Below are 15,057 nucleotides of genomic sequence, written 5' to 3'. Positions count from 1 at the left end.
CGGCCCGGGTCACCCCGGCGGTGGCGCCGTACTTTCGCGAACGGCGAGTTTGACCGGGAGAACGACGCGGGGAGCAGGCCTTGCGCTACGCTCCTGGGGTGTCATGCGCATGCGTTCAAGCAGCAAGCGGGCAGCCGTGCGCCCGATGGTGACGCGGGGTTGGCAAATTGTGGTGAGGGACGGCACGAAATGCGCCGCCATGTCCAGATCGTCAAAGCCGACGACCGACACCTCTTGCGGAACGGCCACCTTGCGGCGGGTAAGCTCGCCGATGAAGCCCAGGGCCATCTCGTCACAGGCACAATAGACCGCCGTCGGCCGGTCACTTGAGCCATGCCAGATCTTCGCCGCCTCGGATCCCGATTGCAGCGAGAAATCGCCCGGATAGATCCATTCCGGTTTCATCCGCAACCCGACCGACTGCATCGCCCCGCGCGCGCCCTCCAGCCGGCTGGCGGTGAGTACGTTGTCGGGCGGACCGCAGATATGGCCGATCCGCCTGTGCCCGAGCGACAGAAGGTGCTGCACGGCGCGAACGGAGGCTTCCTGGTTGTCCACGGTCACAATGGGGCGGTCGATCTGGGAGATCCACTCACAGGCAAATACCATCGGCGCGCGCACCTCCGGGCTGCCCCGATTGAGCAGCGCGTCCTGCCGCAGGTTTCCGTCCAGAACGATGATGCCGTCCACATTGTTCTGGTTGACATATTCCGGCAGGCGATGGTCGTCCTTTGCCATTGGGGTGGTGTCGCTGATCAAAACGCTCAGCCCGGCCTCCGACATTACCTCGGCAATGCCCGAGAGGATGCGGGAGAAGAAGGGGTTGGCGAGGTTTGGCAAGAGAATAGCCACCGCGCCGGTCTCGCGCTTGCGCAGGTTTCGCGCGGCGAGATTGACTGTGTAGCCGGTTTCCCGGATTGCCAGGAACACCGCCTCCCGGGTGGTTTCGCTCACTACGTCCGGGTTGGACAGGGTACGACTCACCGTCGCAGTGGACACTCCGGCGGCATGGGCCACGTCCCGGATGGAGGGCGCTTTTGAGCCGGATTTTCCCATGGTTTCGTGGCCTTGTTCGCGTTTCGAGTCGGGGTGGCGTGAACGTATACATTGCCGAAGTTACTTCTTGTAATCGATTACACACCGCCTACACTCACGATGTAAAGGATTACATAAGCGATTCGCAAATGCCGGGGAGGGGCTGCGCGAAAGGCGCGCCGCTTCGCCGGCCGAGGAGGTTGTGCGATGAAGACGATCAAGGGCCCGGCCCTTTTCCTGGCGCAGTTCGCCGGTGACGAGGCGCCGTTCAATTCCTGGGACAGCATCACGAAATGGGCCGCCGACTGCGGCTATCTTGGCGTGCAGGTGCCAAGTTGGGACGGTCGGCTCATCGATCTGGCCAAGGCCGCCGAGAGCAAGGATTACTGCGACACGTTCAAAGGGGTGGCGGCAGAGAATGGTGTGGAGGTGACCGAGCTTTCCACCCACCTGCAAGGGCAGCTCGTGGCCGTTCATCCCGCCTATGACACCGCTTTTGACGGCTTCGCGGCGCCGGAAGTGCGCGGCAACCCGAAGGCCCGGCAGGAATGGGCCGTCGACCAGGTGAAAAAGGCGCTGACCGCATCTAGGAACATGGGGATCACGGCGCATGCGAGCTTCTCCGGCGCGTTGGCCTGGCCCTTCATTTATCCCTGGCCGCAGCGGCCCGCGGGCCTGATCGAGACGGCATTCGACGAACTGGCGCGGCGCTGGAAGCCGATCCTCGATCATGCCGACGATTGCGGCGTGAATGTCTGCTACGAGATCCATCCCGGCGAGGACCTTCATGACGGCGTCACCTTCGAGATGTTCCTTGAGCGCGTGAAAAATCACCCGCGCGCGATGATGCTTTACGATCCCAGCCATTACGTGCTGCAATGCCTTGATTACCTGGACAATATCGACATTTACAAGGACCGGATCGGCATGTTCCACGTCAAGGATGCCGAGTTCAACCCGACAGGAAAACAGGGCGTCTATTCCGGTTATCAACCTTGGGTCGATCGTGCCGGGCGGTTTCGCAGCCTCGGTGACGGCCAGTGCGATTTCGGCGCGATTTTCTCGAAAATGGCTGCGAATGATTTCGACGGCTGGGCCGTGGTCGAGTGGGAATGCTGCCTGAAGCACCCCGAGGACGGCGCGCGCGAGGGGGCGCAGTTCGTCAAGGAACACATCATTCGCGTCACCGAGAAAGCCTTCGACGATTTCGCCGATGGCGGGACCGACGAGGCAGGCAACCGCAAGATGCTGGGGATCTGATAATGGCACCACTGAAACTTGGCATGGTCGGTGGCGGCAATGACGCTTTCATCGGCGCCGTGCACCGCATCGCCGCCCGCATTGACGGGGAATTCGAACTGGTCGCCGGGGCGCTTTCCTCGACGCGGGAGAAGGCGAAGGCGAGTGGCGAGGCGCTCGGCCTCGCGCCGGACCGGATCTATGGCGATTTCCGCGAGATGGCGATCCGCGAGAACCGGATCAAGGACGGTATCGACGCCGTGGCGATCGTCACCCCGAACCACGTCCACTACCCGGCGGCGCGCGAATTCCTCAAGCGTGGCATCCACGTGATCTGCGACAAGCCGCTGACCTCGACATTGCCGGACGCCCGCAAGCTTGTGAAGCTGGCCGAGGAGAGCGATGCGCTCTTTGTGCTCACGCATAACTATACCGGCTACCCGATGGTGCGGCAGGCGCGCGAGATGGTCGCCAATGGCGAGCTGGGTGAAATCCGCGTCGTGCAGGTCGAATACCCGCAGGACTGGCTGACGGAGGCGGTCGAGAAGACCGGCATCAACAAGCAATCCGAATGGCGCACCGATCCGGAACGCACGGGGGCAGGGGGCTCGACTGGCGATATCGGCACCCACGCCTTCAACCTCGCCGGTTTCGTGACCGGGCTCGAGCTAGAGAGCCTTTCGGCGGATCTGCAGAGTTTCGTCGATGGTCGCCGCGTGGACGATAACGGCCACGTCATGCTGCGCTACAAGGGCGGCGCGCGCGGGATGCTCTGGTGCAGCCAGGTGGCGCCGGGCAACGAGAACGCGCTCAAGCTGCGCGTCTACGGCGCCAAGGGCGGGCTGGAATGGTCGCAGGAGGACCCGAACTACCTCTGGTTAACGCCGTTCGGCGAGCCCAAGCGGCTGCTGACCCGCTCCGGTTCCGGCGCGCGCGACGTGGCCAACCGTGTCTCCCGCACGCCGGGCGGACACCCCGAGGGCTACCTGGAAGGCTTCGCCAATATCTATGCCGAGGCCGCACGCGCGATCCGGGCGAAGATGGCGGGCGAGCCGATCCCGGCCGATGTCGTCTTCCCGACTGTGCAGGACGGGCTGGCCGGCGTGTCCTTCGTCGATGCCTGCGTGCGCAGCTCGGCGCGGGACGCGGCCTGGGTCAAGCTGGCGTGAGGAACCGATGAGCGCGAACGCCGCAATTCAATCGGAACCGCCGCAGGCAGAGATGTCTGCGGCCCCCATACTCGCGCTGCGCAATGTGCAACGCTCCTTCGGCCCGATCCAGATCCTCTTCGATATCTCGATCGAGCTGCATCCGGGCGAGGTCCATGCCCTGATCGGCGAGAACGGCGCCGGCAAATCGACCGCGATGAAGATCATGTCGGGCTATCTGGAAGCCTCCGACGGCGAGATCGTGCTGGACGGCCAACCCGTCACCTTTGCCCGCTCCCGCGAGGCGGAAGCCCGCGGCGTGACCCTCATCCACCAGGAATTCAACCTCGCACAGCTTCTGAGCGTGGAGCAGAACATCTTCCTCGGCCATGAGCTGAAGAAGGGCTGGCTGCTCGATCACGCGACGATGCGCGCGCAGACCCGCGAGCTGCTTGACCGGCTGGAAACCCCGCTCGACCCGCGGGCCAAGACCGCCGACATTTCCGTGCCCGAGAAACAGATGGTCGAGATTGCCAAGGCGCTCTCGCGCAAGGCGCGGGTGCTGATCATGGACGAGCCGACCGCCGCGCTGACCACGCGCGAGACGGAAGTGCTGTTCCGTCAGATCGACCGGCTCAAGGAGGAGGGGACCGCGATCCTCTATACCTCGCACAAGCTGGACGAGGTGGCCCGCATCGCCGACCGGATCACGGTCATGCGCGACGGGCACATCGTGCGCACCGCCCTTCGGGGCGAGTTGAACGAAGACCAGATGGCCGAAGCGATGGTCGGGCGCGACCTCTCCGACATGTTCCCGCCCAAACGTCCGGCCGATGGGGCCGAACCGGTTCTGGAGGTGAAGAATTTTACCATCGGAACGCTCGTGAAGGATGTTTCCTTTACCCTTGCACGGGGCGAGATCCTTGGCTTTGCCGGGCTCGTCGGGTCCGGCCGGACCGAGCTGATGGAGGGGCTTTTCGGCGTTCGCTCCTCCACCGGCTCGGTCGCGATCAATGGCAGGCCGGTACGCATTCACAATGCCGAGGAGGCGATGACGGCGGGGCTCGTCTACCTGCCGGAGGACCGCAAGGAAAACGGGCTGATCCTGACCCAGGACATGAGGCGCAACCTGACTCTGCTGGCGCTCAAGAAGTTCTCGAACATCGTTATCGACCGCAAGGCCGAGGAGGCCGCGCTCGACAAGGCGATCGTGGAATTCGACATCCGCGCGCCCTCGCGCGATGTGCTGGTGGGCAACATGTCGGGCGGCAACCAGCAGAAGGTGCTGCTGGCCAAGATCATGCTGGCCGAACCGCAGATCGTCATCATCGACGAGCCGACACGCGGCATCGATGTCGGCACCAAGCAGCAATTCTACACCTTCATCCACAAGCTCGCGGAAGCGGGCCATTCGGTGATCGTCATTTCCTCCGAGATGACGGAGGTGATCGGACTTTGCGATCGCGTCTGCGTCATGCGGCGCGGTCGGATCGAGGGCGAGGTGACGGGGCAGGAGGTCAACGAGGACGTGATCGTGCGCCTCGCAATGGGACTGGAGAAGAAGGGCAATGGCCATGACTGACACGACCAGCAATGCCCCGGCCAATGGCAAGGGCACCGGGTTCAAATTCGACATTCAGGCGCTCGGGCCGATCCTGGCGCTCGTTGTCCTGATCGTGATCGGCTACCTGCTGAACCCCGATTTCCTCGCCTCCAAGAACATCACCAACGTGCTCTCGCGCTCGGCCTTCATCGGCATCATGGCCGTCGGCATGACCTTCGTGATCACCGCCGGGGGCCTCGACCTCTCGGTGGGCTCGATGACCGCCTTCATCGCCGGGATCATGATCATGGTGATGAACGCGCTCATCCCCGCGCTTGGCACGGGATGGGGGGTGATCCTCATCGGCATGGGGACGGGGCTCATGCTCGGTGCGATTGCCGGTGCGGTGAACGGGTTGCTGATCACCCGAATGGGGATCGAGGCCTTCATCGTGACGCTGGGCATGATGGTGATCTTCCGCAGCCTTGTCACATGGATGGCCGATGGGGGAACCATCTCGCTCAATTTCTCGATCGGCTCGATCTATGAGCCGGTCTATTACGGCGGGCTGTTCGGCATCCGCTGGCCGATCATCGTCTTTGCCGTGGTCGCCATTCTCGGCGAGATCGCCATGCGCCACACGGCCTATGGCCGCCATTGCGCCGCCATCGGCTCCAACGAGCAGGTCGCGCGGTACTCGGCGGTGCATGTCAAGAATGTCCGCCTAATGACCTATGTCGTGCTCGGGATCCTGGTGGGCCTGGCCTCCGTGCTCTACGTGCCTCGGCTCGGTTCGGCCTCCAATTCCACCGGCCTGCTGTGGGAGCTGGAGACCATCGCGGCGGTCATCATCGGTGGCACGCTGTTGTCTGGTGGTTTCGGGCGCGTCTGGGGCACCGTCGTCGGTGTCCTGATCCTCGGGCTGATCGACAACATTCTCAATCTCACGGACCTCGTGAGCCCCTATCTCAACGGGGCGATCCAGGGCGTGATCATCATTCTGGCGGTCGTGCTGCAACGCGCCAGGAAGTCATCCCGCTGACGGGAACACTGCCCCGTCGCGGGGCATTCAAGGGAGGAAGACCATGAAAATGAAGCATCTCTTCGGCGCCACGGCGATTGCGACCCTGATGGCCGCAGGCGTGGCAATGGCCGCCGATACGATCATCGGCGTGTCCATTCCGGCCGCGACCCATGGCTGGGCCGGCGGCATGAACTTCCACGCCAAGGAAGCGATCGACCGGCTGGAAGCCACCTATCCCGAGCTCGACTTCGTGCTTGCGACCGCCTCCGACCCGGCCAAGCAGGTCAACGACATCGAGGACATGATGGCCACCCGCAATATCGACGCGCTGGTGGTTCTGCCCTTCGAATCCGAGCCGCTGACCGCGCCCGTGAAGCGCGTGAAGGATAGCGGCGCCTGGGTGACGGTCATCGACCGCGGCCTGAGCGAGGAGGGCATCGAGGACCTTTATGTTGCCGGCGACAACCCCGGCTTCGGCTACACGTCCGGCATGTTCTTCAAGGAAATGATGCCCGATGGCGGCAAGATCGTCGTGTTGCGCGGGATCCCGACAACCATCGACAACGAGCGCGTCGAGGGCTTCCAGGCTGCGATCGAAGGCTCCGGCATCGAGATCCTCGGCATGGAGCACGGCAACTGGAACCGTGACGACGCCTTCACCGTGATGCAGGACTTCCTGTCCAAGTATCCGGAAATCGACGCCGTGTGGGCCTCTGACGACGACATGGCCATCGGTGTGCTGGGGGCGATGAAGGAAGCGGACCGCATGGACGAGATGTGGGTGCTTGGCGGCGCCGGCATGAAGGAGATGATCAAGCGCGTGGCCGATGGCGACGCAACGATCAAGGCCAACGTGACCTATCCGCCCTCGATGTCGGCCACGGCGATCGAGATGACGGCGCTGAACTTCGTCTCAAACGCCCCGGTCTCCGGCAAGTTCGTGATCGGTTCTGTCCTGATCACCAAGGAGAATGCCGAGAAGTTCTACTATCCCGACAGCCCGTTCTGATCGCGTAGAAATCTCGAGGGACAGCAGCATGGAGCGCCCGGCGGTTTCGCCGGGCGCTTTCCTGTTCCGGCAAACGCCGCCTTTCGCGCGAACGATCCTGTGGATCGTGCCTCCGGCGGGGATATTTGGGGAAAGAGGAAAGTGGATAGCGTGTTTCATCCTCTTTCTGCAAATATCCTAGGGGGAGCGCTCGCAAGAGCGCGGGGGGCAAAGCCCCCATTCCGATCGTCGAAATGGGCGGCGGCGCAGGATCCCCTTGCTTGACAGGCAGCCGGAATCGCGAGACAGCCTCTGTCAACTTGGATGCGACCGAAGGAGCCTCTTCCCGCCCGTTGCCCGGATCGGAAAGGGACCCCTTGTTCACATTGCTCAAGCGTCTGGCGCTGCTCGTTGTCGGGCCGGTGCTGTTTCTCTTTATCTGCATCGCCCCACGTTTCTGCGAGAAGCGGCGCGGCTTTCGCAGCTGGTACTGGAGGCTTGTCCCGCGTAGCTGTGGTTGGCTGCTTTGGTTCCTCGATATCCGGGTGGAGATCAGCCCGACCGCGGTTGCACGTATGGCCGCCGACGAAAATTCCATCTTTGCCGTCAATCACCGCAGCCATCTCGATGGCTTCGCGCTGCTGTCCAATGTGCCGGCCGGAAAATGGGTTACTTTCGGTGCCAAGAAGGAGTTTTTCTCCAACTTCTTCGTCGGAAGAGGATTCCGAGCCGCCGGTCTGGTCTCCATCGACCGCGCCCGCGGCAGCGATGCGCGCCGGCATCTGGCCGAAGCGGTCGCCGCCATGCCTCGACGCCGGTCGCTGATCCTCTTTCCCGAGGGAACCCGCAGCGGCGAGGAAGGGCTGGCGCCGCTGAAGGCGGGTGTGGTGTTGGTGGCACGCGAGACGGGGCGGAGCATTCGGCCGGTGGTCATATCCGGCTCGGACCGCCTGTTGCCGCGCAACAGGAAAATGCCAAGGCCCGGCGTGATCCGGATCGATGTGCTGGAAAGCTTCCACTGCGACCCGGAGGCGGAGGTCGATTCCGATCTGGAGCGGCTCCATGGGGAAATGTCGCGCGCCTATGCGGCGCTGCAGGCGCAGGCCTAGAAGGCGCGGAAGGTCATCGTGGTGAGTGTGCGCTGGACGTTCGGGATGCAGGCGACATTCTCGTTGATGTAATGGCCCACATCGGCGCCTTCGGGCACGTAGAGCTTGAGCAGCAGGTCATATTCGCCCGAGGTCGAAAACAGCTCCGAGTGGATTTCCCGCAGCGCGATGGCATCGGCCACCTCGTAGGTGGTTCCAGGGGCACAACGGATCTGGACGAAGACGCAGTTGTTCATTTCACTCCTCGCATGCTTTGCCTCGGCGAGTCCTAGCACAGCACCACGGGGGGCGCAGCTTAAAACCGGGTCTCTGCCACCCTCTTTGCGGGACATTCTCTCCCGTGAAAAGAGCGGCATGGAAACCGGATCGCTTTGGCCGTAAGCACGAGGGATTCGGATGTGCCAGCAGAGGGATGAGGAGACATGGCGAGCAACACCCCCGAGACAGCGCGTGCGCGCCCCGCGGACCTGCAATGGCAGGACCCGTTCCTGCTCGACGAGCAGTTGAGCGAGGAAGAACGCATGATCCGCGACGCCGCCCACGCCTATTGCCAGGACGGGCTGGCGCGGCGGGTGCTGGAGGCGAACCGGCACGAGATCTTTCACCGCGAGATCATGACGGAGCTGGGCGAGCTGGGCTTGCTGGGCTGCACGATCCCCGAGGAATATGGCGGGGCAGGGACGAATTACACCTCCTACGGGCTGGTCGCGCGCGAGGTGGAGCGGGTCGATTCAGGCTATCGCTCGGCGATGTCGGTGCAAAGCTCGCTGGTGATGCACCCGATCTTTGCCTATGGCACCGAGGCGCAGCGGCAAAAATACCTGCCGAAACTGGCCACCGGCGAGTTGGTTGGCTGTTTCGGGCTGACCGAGCCGGATCACGGCTCCGACCCGGGCGGCATGGTGACGCGCGCCAAGCCGACGGACGGCGGTTACCTGCTCTCGGGCTCCAAGAACTGGATCACCAACTCGCCCATCGCCGATATCTGTGTTGTCTGGGCTAAGTCCGAAGCGCATGACGGCAAGATCAAGGGCTTCCTGCTGGAGCGCGGCATGAAGGGGCTGGAGACGCCGAAGATCGAGGGCAAGTTCTCCCTGCGCGCCTCCGTCACCGGCATGATCATGATGGACGAGGTTTTCGTCCCGGAGGAGAACCTGCTGCCGGAAATCAGCGGGCTGGCAGGCCCGTTCGGCTGCCTGAACCGGGCGCGTTACGGCATCGCCTGGGGCGCCCTGGGCGCGGCGGAGGCCTGCTGGCACATGGCGCGCGAGTACACGCTCGACCGCAAGCAGTTCGGTCGCCCGCTCGCCGCCAACCAGTTGATCCAGAAGAAACTCGCCGACATGCAGACCGAGATCGCGCTCGGCCTGCAGGGTGTTCTGCGGCTTGGCCGCTTGATGGACGAGCATCGCGCGCCGGGCGAGCTTGTCTCTATGATGAAGCGCAACAATTGCGGCAAGTCGCTGGCCATCGCCCGCGAGGCGCGCGACATGCTCGGTGGCAACGGGATCTCGGACGAATATGGCGTGATCCGCCACGTGATGAATCTCGAAGCGGTCAACACCTACGAGGGCACGCATGACATCCACGCGCTGATCTTAGGTCGGGCGCAGACGGGCATTCAGGCCTTCGTTTAAACCATCTGAGGACAGATCACCGGCGGCCCAATGAAAGCGAAGCTTGCGCTGGTTGGGCCGTCGGATAATCGCGTTATGTCTTTGCGGCTTCTTCCAGGCGGCCTGTCGCGGGTTCGAGTGTCGGCGTGAGCGCCGTCATCCGCGCGCGCAAGGCCGCATCCATTTCAAACCCGACCGCGGCCAGCGACGGTTTCAGCTGATCGAGCGAACGGGCGCTGATGATCGGCGCCGTCACGGCGGGATGGCTGGCCACCCAAGCCACCGCGAGCGTTGCCGGGGACTGTCCCATCTCCTCGGCAAGATCGGTCAATGCCACGGCAACGTCGCGCATCCATTGTTCGCCATAGCGGATCTTGTAGCTGGGATCGGTATCGAGCCGCCCGGTTGCGCCGCCGCGGTATTTCCCCGTCAGCAATCCGCCGCCGAGCGGAGAGTAGGGCGCAACCGCGATCTCCTGATCCGCCGCCATCGGCAAAAGCTCCATTTCGGCCTGCCGCTTCACCAGGTTGTACATCGGCTGCAGAAGCGAGATCTTGAGGTCGAACCGTTCGGCGACCGCGACCGACTTCATGACCTGCCAGGCCGCGAAGTTGGAAACGCCGATGTAGCGGACTTTCCCCTCCTCTTTCAGGCCGGCGAGGGTCTCGAACGTCTCTTCGAGCGGTGTCTGTGCATCCCAGCGGTGGAGGTACAGACCATCCACGCACTCAAGTTTGTGCCGGCGGCAACTCTCGTCGAATTGCGCCAGGATGTTTTTCCGTCCCGAACCACCGGAGACCGCGACCTTGCTGGCAAAGAAGACGGCGTCCCTTTCGCTCCGGACCATGTCCCCGAGCCAGGTCTCGGAGAGGCCGTCGGAATAGCCATGTGCTGTATCGAAGAAATTGATGCCGGCGCCCCGGCAGGCGGCGTACATCTCTTCCGAGGCCGCCCGGTCCGCCCCGATGCCGAATTGCATGGCGCCAAAACAGAATGCGGAAATTGCTGTTCCATCCAGAGTCGTCAATTCGATCGCCATGCCATGCTCCCAGACCGATTTCGTTACGTGGCTTCGTTCTGCCACCTTTGCACGAGTGGAGTCGATCTGTCAGATGCGCAAGGGGTCAATCAGGGAGGAAAACCCGATCTGCCGAGCCTGTGCCCGGCGCGCCTGCCCTAGTCTTCGAAGGCGACTGGCAGCTTCCGGCTTCGGTCGACCGACAGGCTGAATACATCCGGGCGCGAATAATGGCCGGCCACGTCGAATTTCCGCCGTGACGCCCGAGCGGCGTCCACGTCGATATCGGCGACAAGCAAGCCTTTCTCCTTGTGCATCGGGCCCGCGGCAAGGCCTCCGAAGGGGCGATAGATAACCGCGTCGCCGGGATTGACCCACTCGCCCTTGTTGGGAAACAGCTCGTCGTAATGCGGAATGTCAGTTGGAATATCAGATACTTCCAGCGAAGTCGCACAGCCGAGAACCCAGCAGCCGCCCTCGCGCGCGATATGTTGCATGGTCGCCAGCCAGGTGTCTCCGCTGTCCCAGGTCGGTGCGACATAGATATCGACATTCTGGGCGTAGAGCGCGAAACGCGCCAGCGGCATGTAGTTTTCCCAGCACAGCAGCGCTCCGACGCGTCCCACCGCTGTCTCGACCACGTTGAGGCCAGAGCCATCGCCGAACCCCCAGACCATGCGCTCCGGGTTGGTCGGCATGAGCTTGCGGTGATTGTTGGCGATCGTCCCGTCGGCGTCGATGATCACGCAGGAATTGAACAGCGTCGAGCCGCTCACCGCCCCGTCCAGTTCCTGGTAGCCGGCGACGATCACCATCCCGTTCTCGGCCGCGGCCGCCTGAAGCGGCGCCATGCCGTTGCGGCTCAGATCGATGGAATTGGCCTGCAGCTGGGCAAACAGCTCGTCCGTCTTGCCCATGCCCGCGCCGGGCGATAGCCGCCAGACGAAGGTCGGGTAGCCGGGAAACCACGCCTCCGGAAACACCATCAGCTTGGCCCCCTCCCGGGCGGATTGTTCCACCAATTGAACGGCCCGCTCCATGGTTTCTGGCAGGTTCAGATAGACTGGTGGCTCCTGGACAATCGCGACCTTCATGAGACATCCCCTCCGATATTTCTTGTTTTGAAAGAGGACCTCCTTACCATTTTTTTATGATCGCGAATAGTTTCCGGGACCGGGCCCCGGATTCGGCCGGCCCGGATCGTCGCAAGCTGCGAAAACCGTCACTTCGTGTCGATGGGCTGTTCCTCGTCGCCGATCTCGTCATAGCCGGCCCAGCCATATCTGCCGCCGGTCCGCGGAAGGTCCCGCTCTTTCACGTCACGATGCATATGGGCCTTGGCGACGAAATTCGCGGTGATGGGCGCGGTGATGAAGAGGAAGGCCGTGATCAGCAACTCGTGATAGGACACGTCTCCCATGAACACGGCGAAATAGAGCATGGAGGCGATGAGCACCCCGCCGACCCCCAAAGTCGTGGCCTTCGTGGGCGCATGCAGGCGGCGCATCGTGTCGTCGAGCTTGATCAGGCCGAAGCTGCCTAGCAGGCCGAACAGGCCGCCGATGACCAGCATGAGGGAAATCACGATTTCGGCAAAAATTTCCATCGCTTCCTCCTATTCGATGATGTTGCCGCGCAGGATGAAGCGGCAATAGGCGACGGTGGACACGAAGCCGAACATGGCGATGAGCAGCGAGACCTCGAAATAGACCGCGGTGCCTTGCATGATGCCATAGACATTGAGCAGCGCGATGGCGTTCACGACCAGCGTGTCGAGGGCGAGGATGCGATCCACCACGCCGGGGGCAAAACGGATCCGCCAGAGATTCAGAAGCATGCCGATGGAGAAGCACCCGGATGCGAAGAGCAGCGCGTAGTGGATCATTCGAAGATCTCCTTCAGCCGGCGTTCGTAACGGTGCTTGATCTCGTCGCGCACCGCGTCGGGGTCTTCGCTGTCGAGGCAATGCACCAGCAGGTGCTGGGCATCGGCGGAGAGCATGGCGGTGACGGTGCCCGGCGTCATGGTGATTGTGCCGGCGAGCACGGTGATGGCCTCGGGCGAGCGCAGGTCCAGCGGCACGACGATCCATTGGCTGTGTGTGTTCGCGTTGGTCTTGAACAGGATGATCCGGGCCACCGCGACATTGGCCACGCAGATATCCCACAACACCAGCAGGATATACTGCGCCGCCTTCAGCGGGCGGGCGACCTTGGGCCGGTTGGGCCAGAAGGGCTGGGTGATGCCGGGGATCAGCACGCCGAGGATCAGGCCGAGCACGACATTGCCCACCGTCAGGTTGTTGACCAGCAGCAGCCAGATCAGCAGCAGGAAGAAGGTCAGCTGCGGGTGGGGGAAGAGGCGATAGAGGATCTTGCGGATCATGGCTCAGTGCTCCCCGGACTGCGGGCCAAGGACGGCCTCGATATAGCTGTCGGGCTCCAGCAATTGCGCGGCCGTGTCGGACAGGACCGCGGTGATCGGCCCGGCGGCGATGGTCAGCAGCACCAGCAGGGCAAACGGAACAAAGCCGGCGGTGATCGCCAGCGGCCGGATCGGGTGGGCGGCGACCGGGTTTCCGTCGGGGTCGAGATTCTCGGGATTGGCAAATCCGGGATCGAGGGGTTTCCAGAAATAGCGGCTGCCGCGCATGGCGAAACCGACGATGATCAGCAGCGAGCTGCCCAGGATCATGCTCCAGATCAGCGCCATCTGGGGCGCGTCGCGGCTTGCATCGAGGATCAGCAGTTTGCCGACGAAACCCGAAAGCGGCGGCATACCGGCCACGGCGATGGCGGCGGCAAAGAACAGTGCGGCAACCAGCCCGCCGGGGGCGCGGATGGTCGGGCCCTGGCTGTCGGCCACCAGGTCGAGCACGAGGAAGAGCGCGGCGGCGGCGAAGGTGGAGTGGATCAGGTAAAACAGCGCCGCCGTCAGCCCGGTCTGGGTGCCGATGGAGAGCGCGATGAGCAGCGTGCCCATCGAGGCCAGCACCGAGAAGGAGGCGAGCCGCGGCAGTTGCTTGGCGCCGAGCACCCCGATGGCGCCGAAGAACAGCGTCAGCAGGCCGGCGGGCAGCAGAAGGTCGAGGAAGAAACTGCCGATGGCCGCGCTTTCGGGCGAGAAGACGAGCGAATACATCCGTAGGATCGCATAGGCGCCGACCTTGGTCATGATGGCGAAGAAAGCGGCAACCGGCGCGGGCGCGTTGGCATAGGTGCCCGGGAGCCAGAATTGCAGCGGGAAGGCCGCGGCCTTGATGCCGAAGACGACGAGCAGCATCGTGGCGCCAGCCCGCAACAGCGCCTGGTCGCCCTGGTCCAGCTCGCGCACCCTGAGCGCCATGTCGGCCATGTTGAGCGTGCCGGTTACCGCGTAGAGCGTGCCCATGGCAAAGAGGAACAGCGTTGAGCCGGCAAGGTTCATCACCACGTATTGCAGTCCCGCCCTGAGCCGGACGCCGCCGCCGGCATGGATCATCAGGCCATAGGAGGCGATGAGCAGGATCTCGAAGAAGACGAAGAGGTTGAAGGCGTCGCCGGTCAGGAACGCGCCGTTCACGCCCATGACCTGGAAGGCGAAAAGCGCGTGGAAATGCCAGCCGCGCGTGTCCCAGCCGGAACCGGCGACATAGAGGATCACGCCCGCGGCCAGCAACGAGGTCAGCAGCAGCATCATTGCCGAGAGCCGGTCCAGCACCAGCACGATGCCGAAGGGCGGCACCCAGTCGCCGAGCTGGTAGGTGTGGATCGTGCCGTCCAGCGTCGAGATGAAGAGCCCCGCCGAAATGGCGATCAACGCCACCGTGGCGGTCAGCGAGAAGACCCGTTGCAGAACCACGTCGTGGCGCATGGCCATGGCCATGACGGCGGCCATGATCGCGGGCATGACGACGGGCAGGATTATCCAGTGATTGGGGGTCATCCGAAATCCCCCCTCGGTGCTTCGAGGCCCGGATCGCGCGGATCCTGTTCCCACGGGATCTCGTCGGGATCGAGGTCGAGATCGTTCGGATCGCGCCGCAGGTCGATATGGTCAATATCGGATTCCAGGTAGGCGCCGAGCGCGATCAGCACCGCCACCGCTGTCATGCCGAAGGAGATGACGATCGCGGTCAGCACCAGCGCCTGGGGCAGGGGGTCGGTATAGTTTTCGACCCCGGGGGTGTAGATCGGCGGCATGTCGATGGCCAGCCGGCCCGAGGCGAAGAGGAACAGGTTGACCGCATAGGTCAGCAGCGCGGTTCCGATGATGACCGAGAAGGTCCGGCGTCGCAGGACAAGGTAGAGGCCGCCGGCTGTCTGCAACCCGATCACGATGGCGAGTAGGGCTTCCAT

General features: G+C 63.4%; 16 protein-coding genes. 7 read left to right on the top strand and 9 right to left on the bottom strand.

What is annotated here, in order from left to right:
- Positions 1-9 precede the first annotated feature (9 nt).
- Positions 10-1,056: a LacI family DNA-binding transcriptional regulator gene (locus tag BLR85_RS00715; protein ID WP_093147421.1), complete on the bottom strand. Its 1,047-nt coding sequence runs from the start codon at positions 1,054-1,056 to the stop codon at positions 10-12.
- Positions 1,057-1,242: 186 nt separating this feature from the next.
- On the opposite strand from BLR85_RS00715, the gene BLR85_RS00710 reads away from it, so the two are divergent.
- The 6 genes from BLR85_RS00710 (at position 1,243) to BLR85_RS00685 (ending at position 8,086) form a co-directional block, all read left to right on the top strand.
- Positions 1,243-2,295: a sugar phosphate isomerase/epimerase family protein gene (locus tag BLR85_RS00710; protein WP_093147417.1), complete on the top strand. Its 1,053-nt coding sequence runs from the start codon at positions 1,243-1,245 to the stop codon at positions 2,293-2,295.
- A 2-nt stretch (positions 2,296-2,297) separates the two neighbouring features.
- Positions 2,298-3,443: a Gfo/Idh/MocA family protein gene (locus BLR85_RS00705; RefSeq protein ID WP_093147413.1), complete on the top strand. Its 1,146-nt coding sequence runs from the start codon at positions 2,298-2,300 to the stop codon at positions 3,441-3,443.
- 52 nt (positions 3,444-3,495) lie between these two features.
- Positions 3,496-5,004, top strand: coding sequence for a sugar ABC transporter ATP-binding protein (locus BLR85_RS00700; protein WP_093147877.1), 1,509 nt, complete (start codon positions 3,496-3,498; stop codon positions 5,002-5,004).
- The gene (locus tag BLR85_RS00695; protein ID WP_093147873.1) at positions 4,997-6,007 is read left to right on the top strand and encodes an ABC transporter permease; all 1,011 of its coding nucleotides are present in this window, start codon (positions 4,997-4,999) and stop codon (positions 6,005-6,007) included. The genes BLR85_RS00700 and BLR85_RS00695 overlap by 8 nt, the downstream gene beginning before the upstream one ends.
- Before the next feature lie 88 nt (positions 6,008-6,095).
- On the top strand, positions 6,096-6,998 hold the full coding sequence (locus tag BLR85_RS00690) for an ABC transporter substrate-binding protein (RefSeq protein WP_425284458.1): 903 nt from the start codon (positions 6,096-6,098) through the stop codon (positions 6,996-6,998).
- 356 nt (positions 6,999-7,354) lie between these two features.
- Positions 7,355-8,086: a lysophospholipid acyltransferase family protein gene (locus BLR85_RS00685; RefSeq protein WP_170844407.1), complete on the top strand. Its 732-nt coding sequence runs from the start codon at positions 7,355-7,357 to the stop codon at positions 8,084-8,086.
- Here the strand turns inward: BLR85_RS00685 and BLR85_RS00680 are convergent.
- Positions 8,083-8,322, bottom strand: a complete 240-nt coding sequence (locus BLR85_RS00680; protein WP_093147404.1) for an Lrp/AsnC ligand binding domain-containing protein — start codon at positions 8,320-8,322, stop codon at positions 8,083-8,085. The genes BLR85_RS00685 and BLR85_RS00680 overlap by 4 nt on opposite strands.
- Before the next feature lie 186 nt (positions 8,323-8,508).
- On the opposite strand from BLR85_RS00680, the gene BLR85_RS00675 reads away from it, so the two are divergent.
- The gene (locus tag BLR85_RS00675) at positions 8,509-9,723 is read left to right on the top strand and encodes an acyl-CoA dehydrogenase (protein WP_093147400.1); all 1,215 of its coding nucleotides are present in this window, start codon (positions 8,509-8,511) and stop codon (positions 9,721-9,723) included.
- 73 nt (positions 9,724-9,796) lie between these two features.
- Here BLR85_RS00675 and BLR85_RS00670 read toward each other — a convergent pair whose 3' ends face one another.
- The 7 genes from BLR85_RS00670 to BLR85_RS00640 form a co-directional block, all read right to left on the bottom strand.
- Positions 9,797-10,741 carry an aldo/keto reductase gene (locus BLR85_RS00670; protein WP_093147396.1) on the bottom strand — a complete coding sequence of 315 codons (945 nt, stop codon included), beginning with the start codon at positions 10,739-10,741 and terminating at the stop codon, positions 9,797-9,799.
- A 137-nt stretch (positions 10,742-10,878) separates the two neighbouring features.
- Positions 10,879-11,814 (bottom strand): carbon-nitrogen hydrolase family protein, encoded by a 936-nt coding sequence (locus BLR85_RS00665; RefSeq protein ID WP_093147392.1) that lies wholly within the window; start codon positions 11,812-11,814, stop codon positions 10,879-10,881.
- 128 nt (positions 11,815-11,942) lie between these two features.
- On the bottom strand, positions 11,943-12,326 hold the full coding sequence (locus tag BLR85_RS00660) for a Na+/H+ antiporter subunit G (protein WP_093147387.1): 384 nt from the start codon (positions 12,324-12,326) through the stop codon (positions 11,943-11,945).
- Between the two features lie 9 nt (positions 12,327-12,335).
- A complete protein-coding gene (locus BLR85_RS00655) occupies positions 12,336-12,605 on the bottom strand; it encodes a K+/H+ antiporter subunit F (protein WP_093147383.1) in 270 nt (89 codons plus the stop codon).
- Positions 12,602-13,105 carry a Na+/H+ antiporter subunit E gene (locus BLR85_RS00650; protein ID WP_093147379.1) on the bottom strand — a complete coding sequence of 168 codons (504 nt, stop codon included), beginning with the start codon at positions 13,103-13,105 and terminating at the stop codon, positions 12,602-12,604. The genes BLR85_RS00655 and BLR85_RS00650 overlap by 4 nt, the downstream gene beginning before the upstream one ends.
- Before the next feature lie 3 nt (positions 13,106-13,108).
- Positions 13,109-14,644, bottom strand: coding sequence for a monovalent cation/H+ antiporter subunit D (locus BLR85_RS00645; RefSeq protein WP_093147375.1), 1,536 nt, complete (start codon positions 14,642-14,644; stop codon positions 13,109-13,111).
- Positions 14,641-15,057, bottom strand: coding sequence for a Na+/H+ antiporter subunit C (locus BLR85_RS00640; protein ID WP_093147370.1), 417 nt, complete (start codon positions 15,055-15,057; stop codon positions 14,641-14,643). The genes BLR85_RS00645 and BLR85_RS00640 overlap by 4 nt, the downstream gene beginning before the upstream one ends.

Origin of the sequence: Aliiruegeria lutimaris (assembly GCF_900099935.1) — a bacterium.
Classification (GTDB): Bacteria; Pseudomonadota; Alphaproteobacteria; order Rhodobacterales; family Rhodobacteraceae; genus Tropicimonas; species Tropicimonas lutimaris.
Note: the sequence above shows the minus strand (reverse complement) of the source record. Positions and strands in the feature narration are given on the sequence as shown.

What these genes read in the sequence shown, in the direction of transcription:
- BLR85_RS00715 (WP_093147421.1), bottom strand. Translation starts at nt 1,056, where the DNA reads ATGGGAAAATCCGGCTCAAAAGCGCCCTCCATCCGGGACGTGGCCCAT.
- BLR85_RS00710 (WP_093147417.1), top strand. Translation starts at nt 1,243, where the DNA reads ATGAAGACGATCAAGGGCCCGGCCCTTTTCCTGGCGCAGTTCGCCGGT.
- BLR85_RS00705 (WP_093147413.1), top strand. Translation starts at nt 2,298, where the DNA reads ATGGCACCACTGAAACTTGGCATGGTCGGTGGCGGCAATGACGCTTTC.
- BLR85_RS00700 (WP_093147877.1), top strand. Translation starts at nt 3,496, where the DNA reads ATGTCTGCGGCCCCCATACTCGCGCTGCGCAATGTGCAACGCTCCTTC.
- BLR85_RS00695 (WP_093147873.1), top strand. Translation starts at nt 4,997, where the DNA reads ATGACTGACACGACCAGCAATGCCCCGGCCAATGGCAAGGGCACCGGG.
- BLR85_RS00690 (WP_425284458.1), top strand. Translation starts at nt 6,096, where the DNA reads ATGGCCGCAGGCGTGGCAATGGCCGCCGATACGATCATCGGCGTGTCC.
- BLR85_RS00680 (WP_093147404.1), bottom strand. Translation starts at nt 8,322, where the DNA reads ATGAACAACTGCGTCTTCGTCCAGATCCGTTGTGCCCCTGGAACCACC.
- BLR85_RS00675 (WP_093147400.1), top strand. Translation starts at nt 8,509, where the DNA reads ATGGCGAGCAACACCCCCGAGACAGCGCGTGCGCGCCCCGCGGACCTG.
- BLR85_RS00670 (WP_093147396.1), bottom strand. Translation starts at nt 10,741, where the DNA reads ATGGCGATCGAATTGACGACTCTGGATGGAACAGCAATTTCCGCATTC.
- BLR85_RS00665 (WP_093147392.1), bottom strand. Translation starts at nt 11,814, where the DNA reads ATGAAGGTCGCGATTGTCCAGGAGCCACCAGTCTATCTGAACCTGCCA.
- BLR85_RS00660 (WP_093147387.1), bottom strand. Translation starts at nt 12,326, where the DNA reads ATGGAAATTTTTGCCGAAATCGTGATTTCCCTCATGCTGGTCATCGGC.
- BLR85_RS00655 (WP_093147383.1), bottom strand. Translation starts at nt 12,605, where the DNA reads ATGATCCACTACGCGCTGCTCTTCGCATCCGGGTGCTTCTCCATCGGC.
- BLR85_RS00650 (WP_093147379.1), bottom strand. Translation starts at nt 13,105, where the DNA reads ATGATCCGCAAGATCCTCTATCGCCTCTTCCCCCACCCGCAGCTGACC.
- BLR85_RS00645 (WP_093147375.1), bottom strand. Translation starts at nt 14,644, where the DNA reads ATGACCCCCAATCACTGGATAATCCTGCCCGTCGTCATGCCCGCGATC.
- BLR85_RS00640 (WP_093147370.1), bottom strand. Translation starts at nt 15,057, where the DNA reads ATGGAAGCCCTACTCGCCATCGTGATCGGGTTGCAGACAGCCGGCGGC.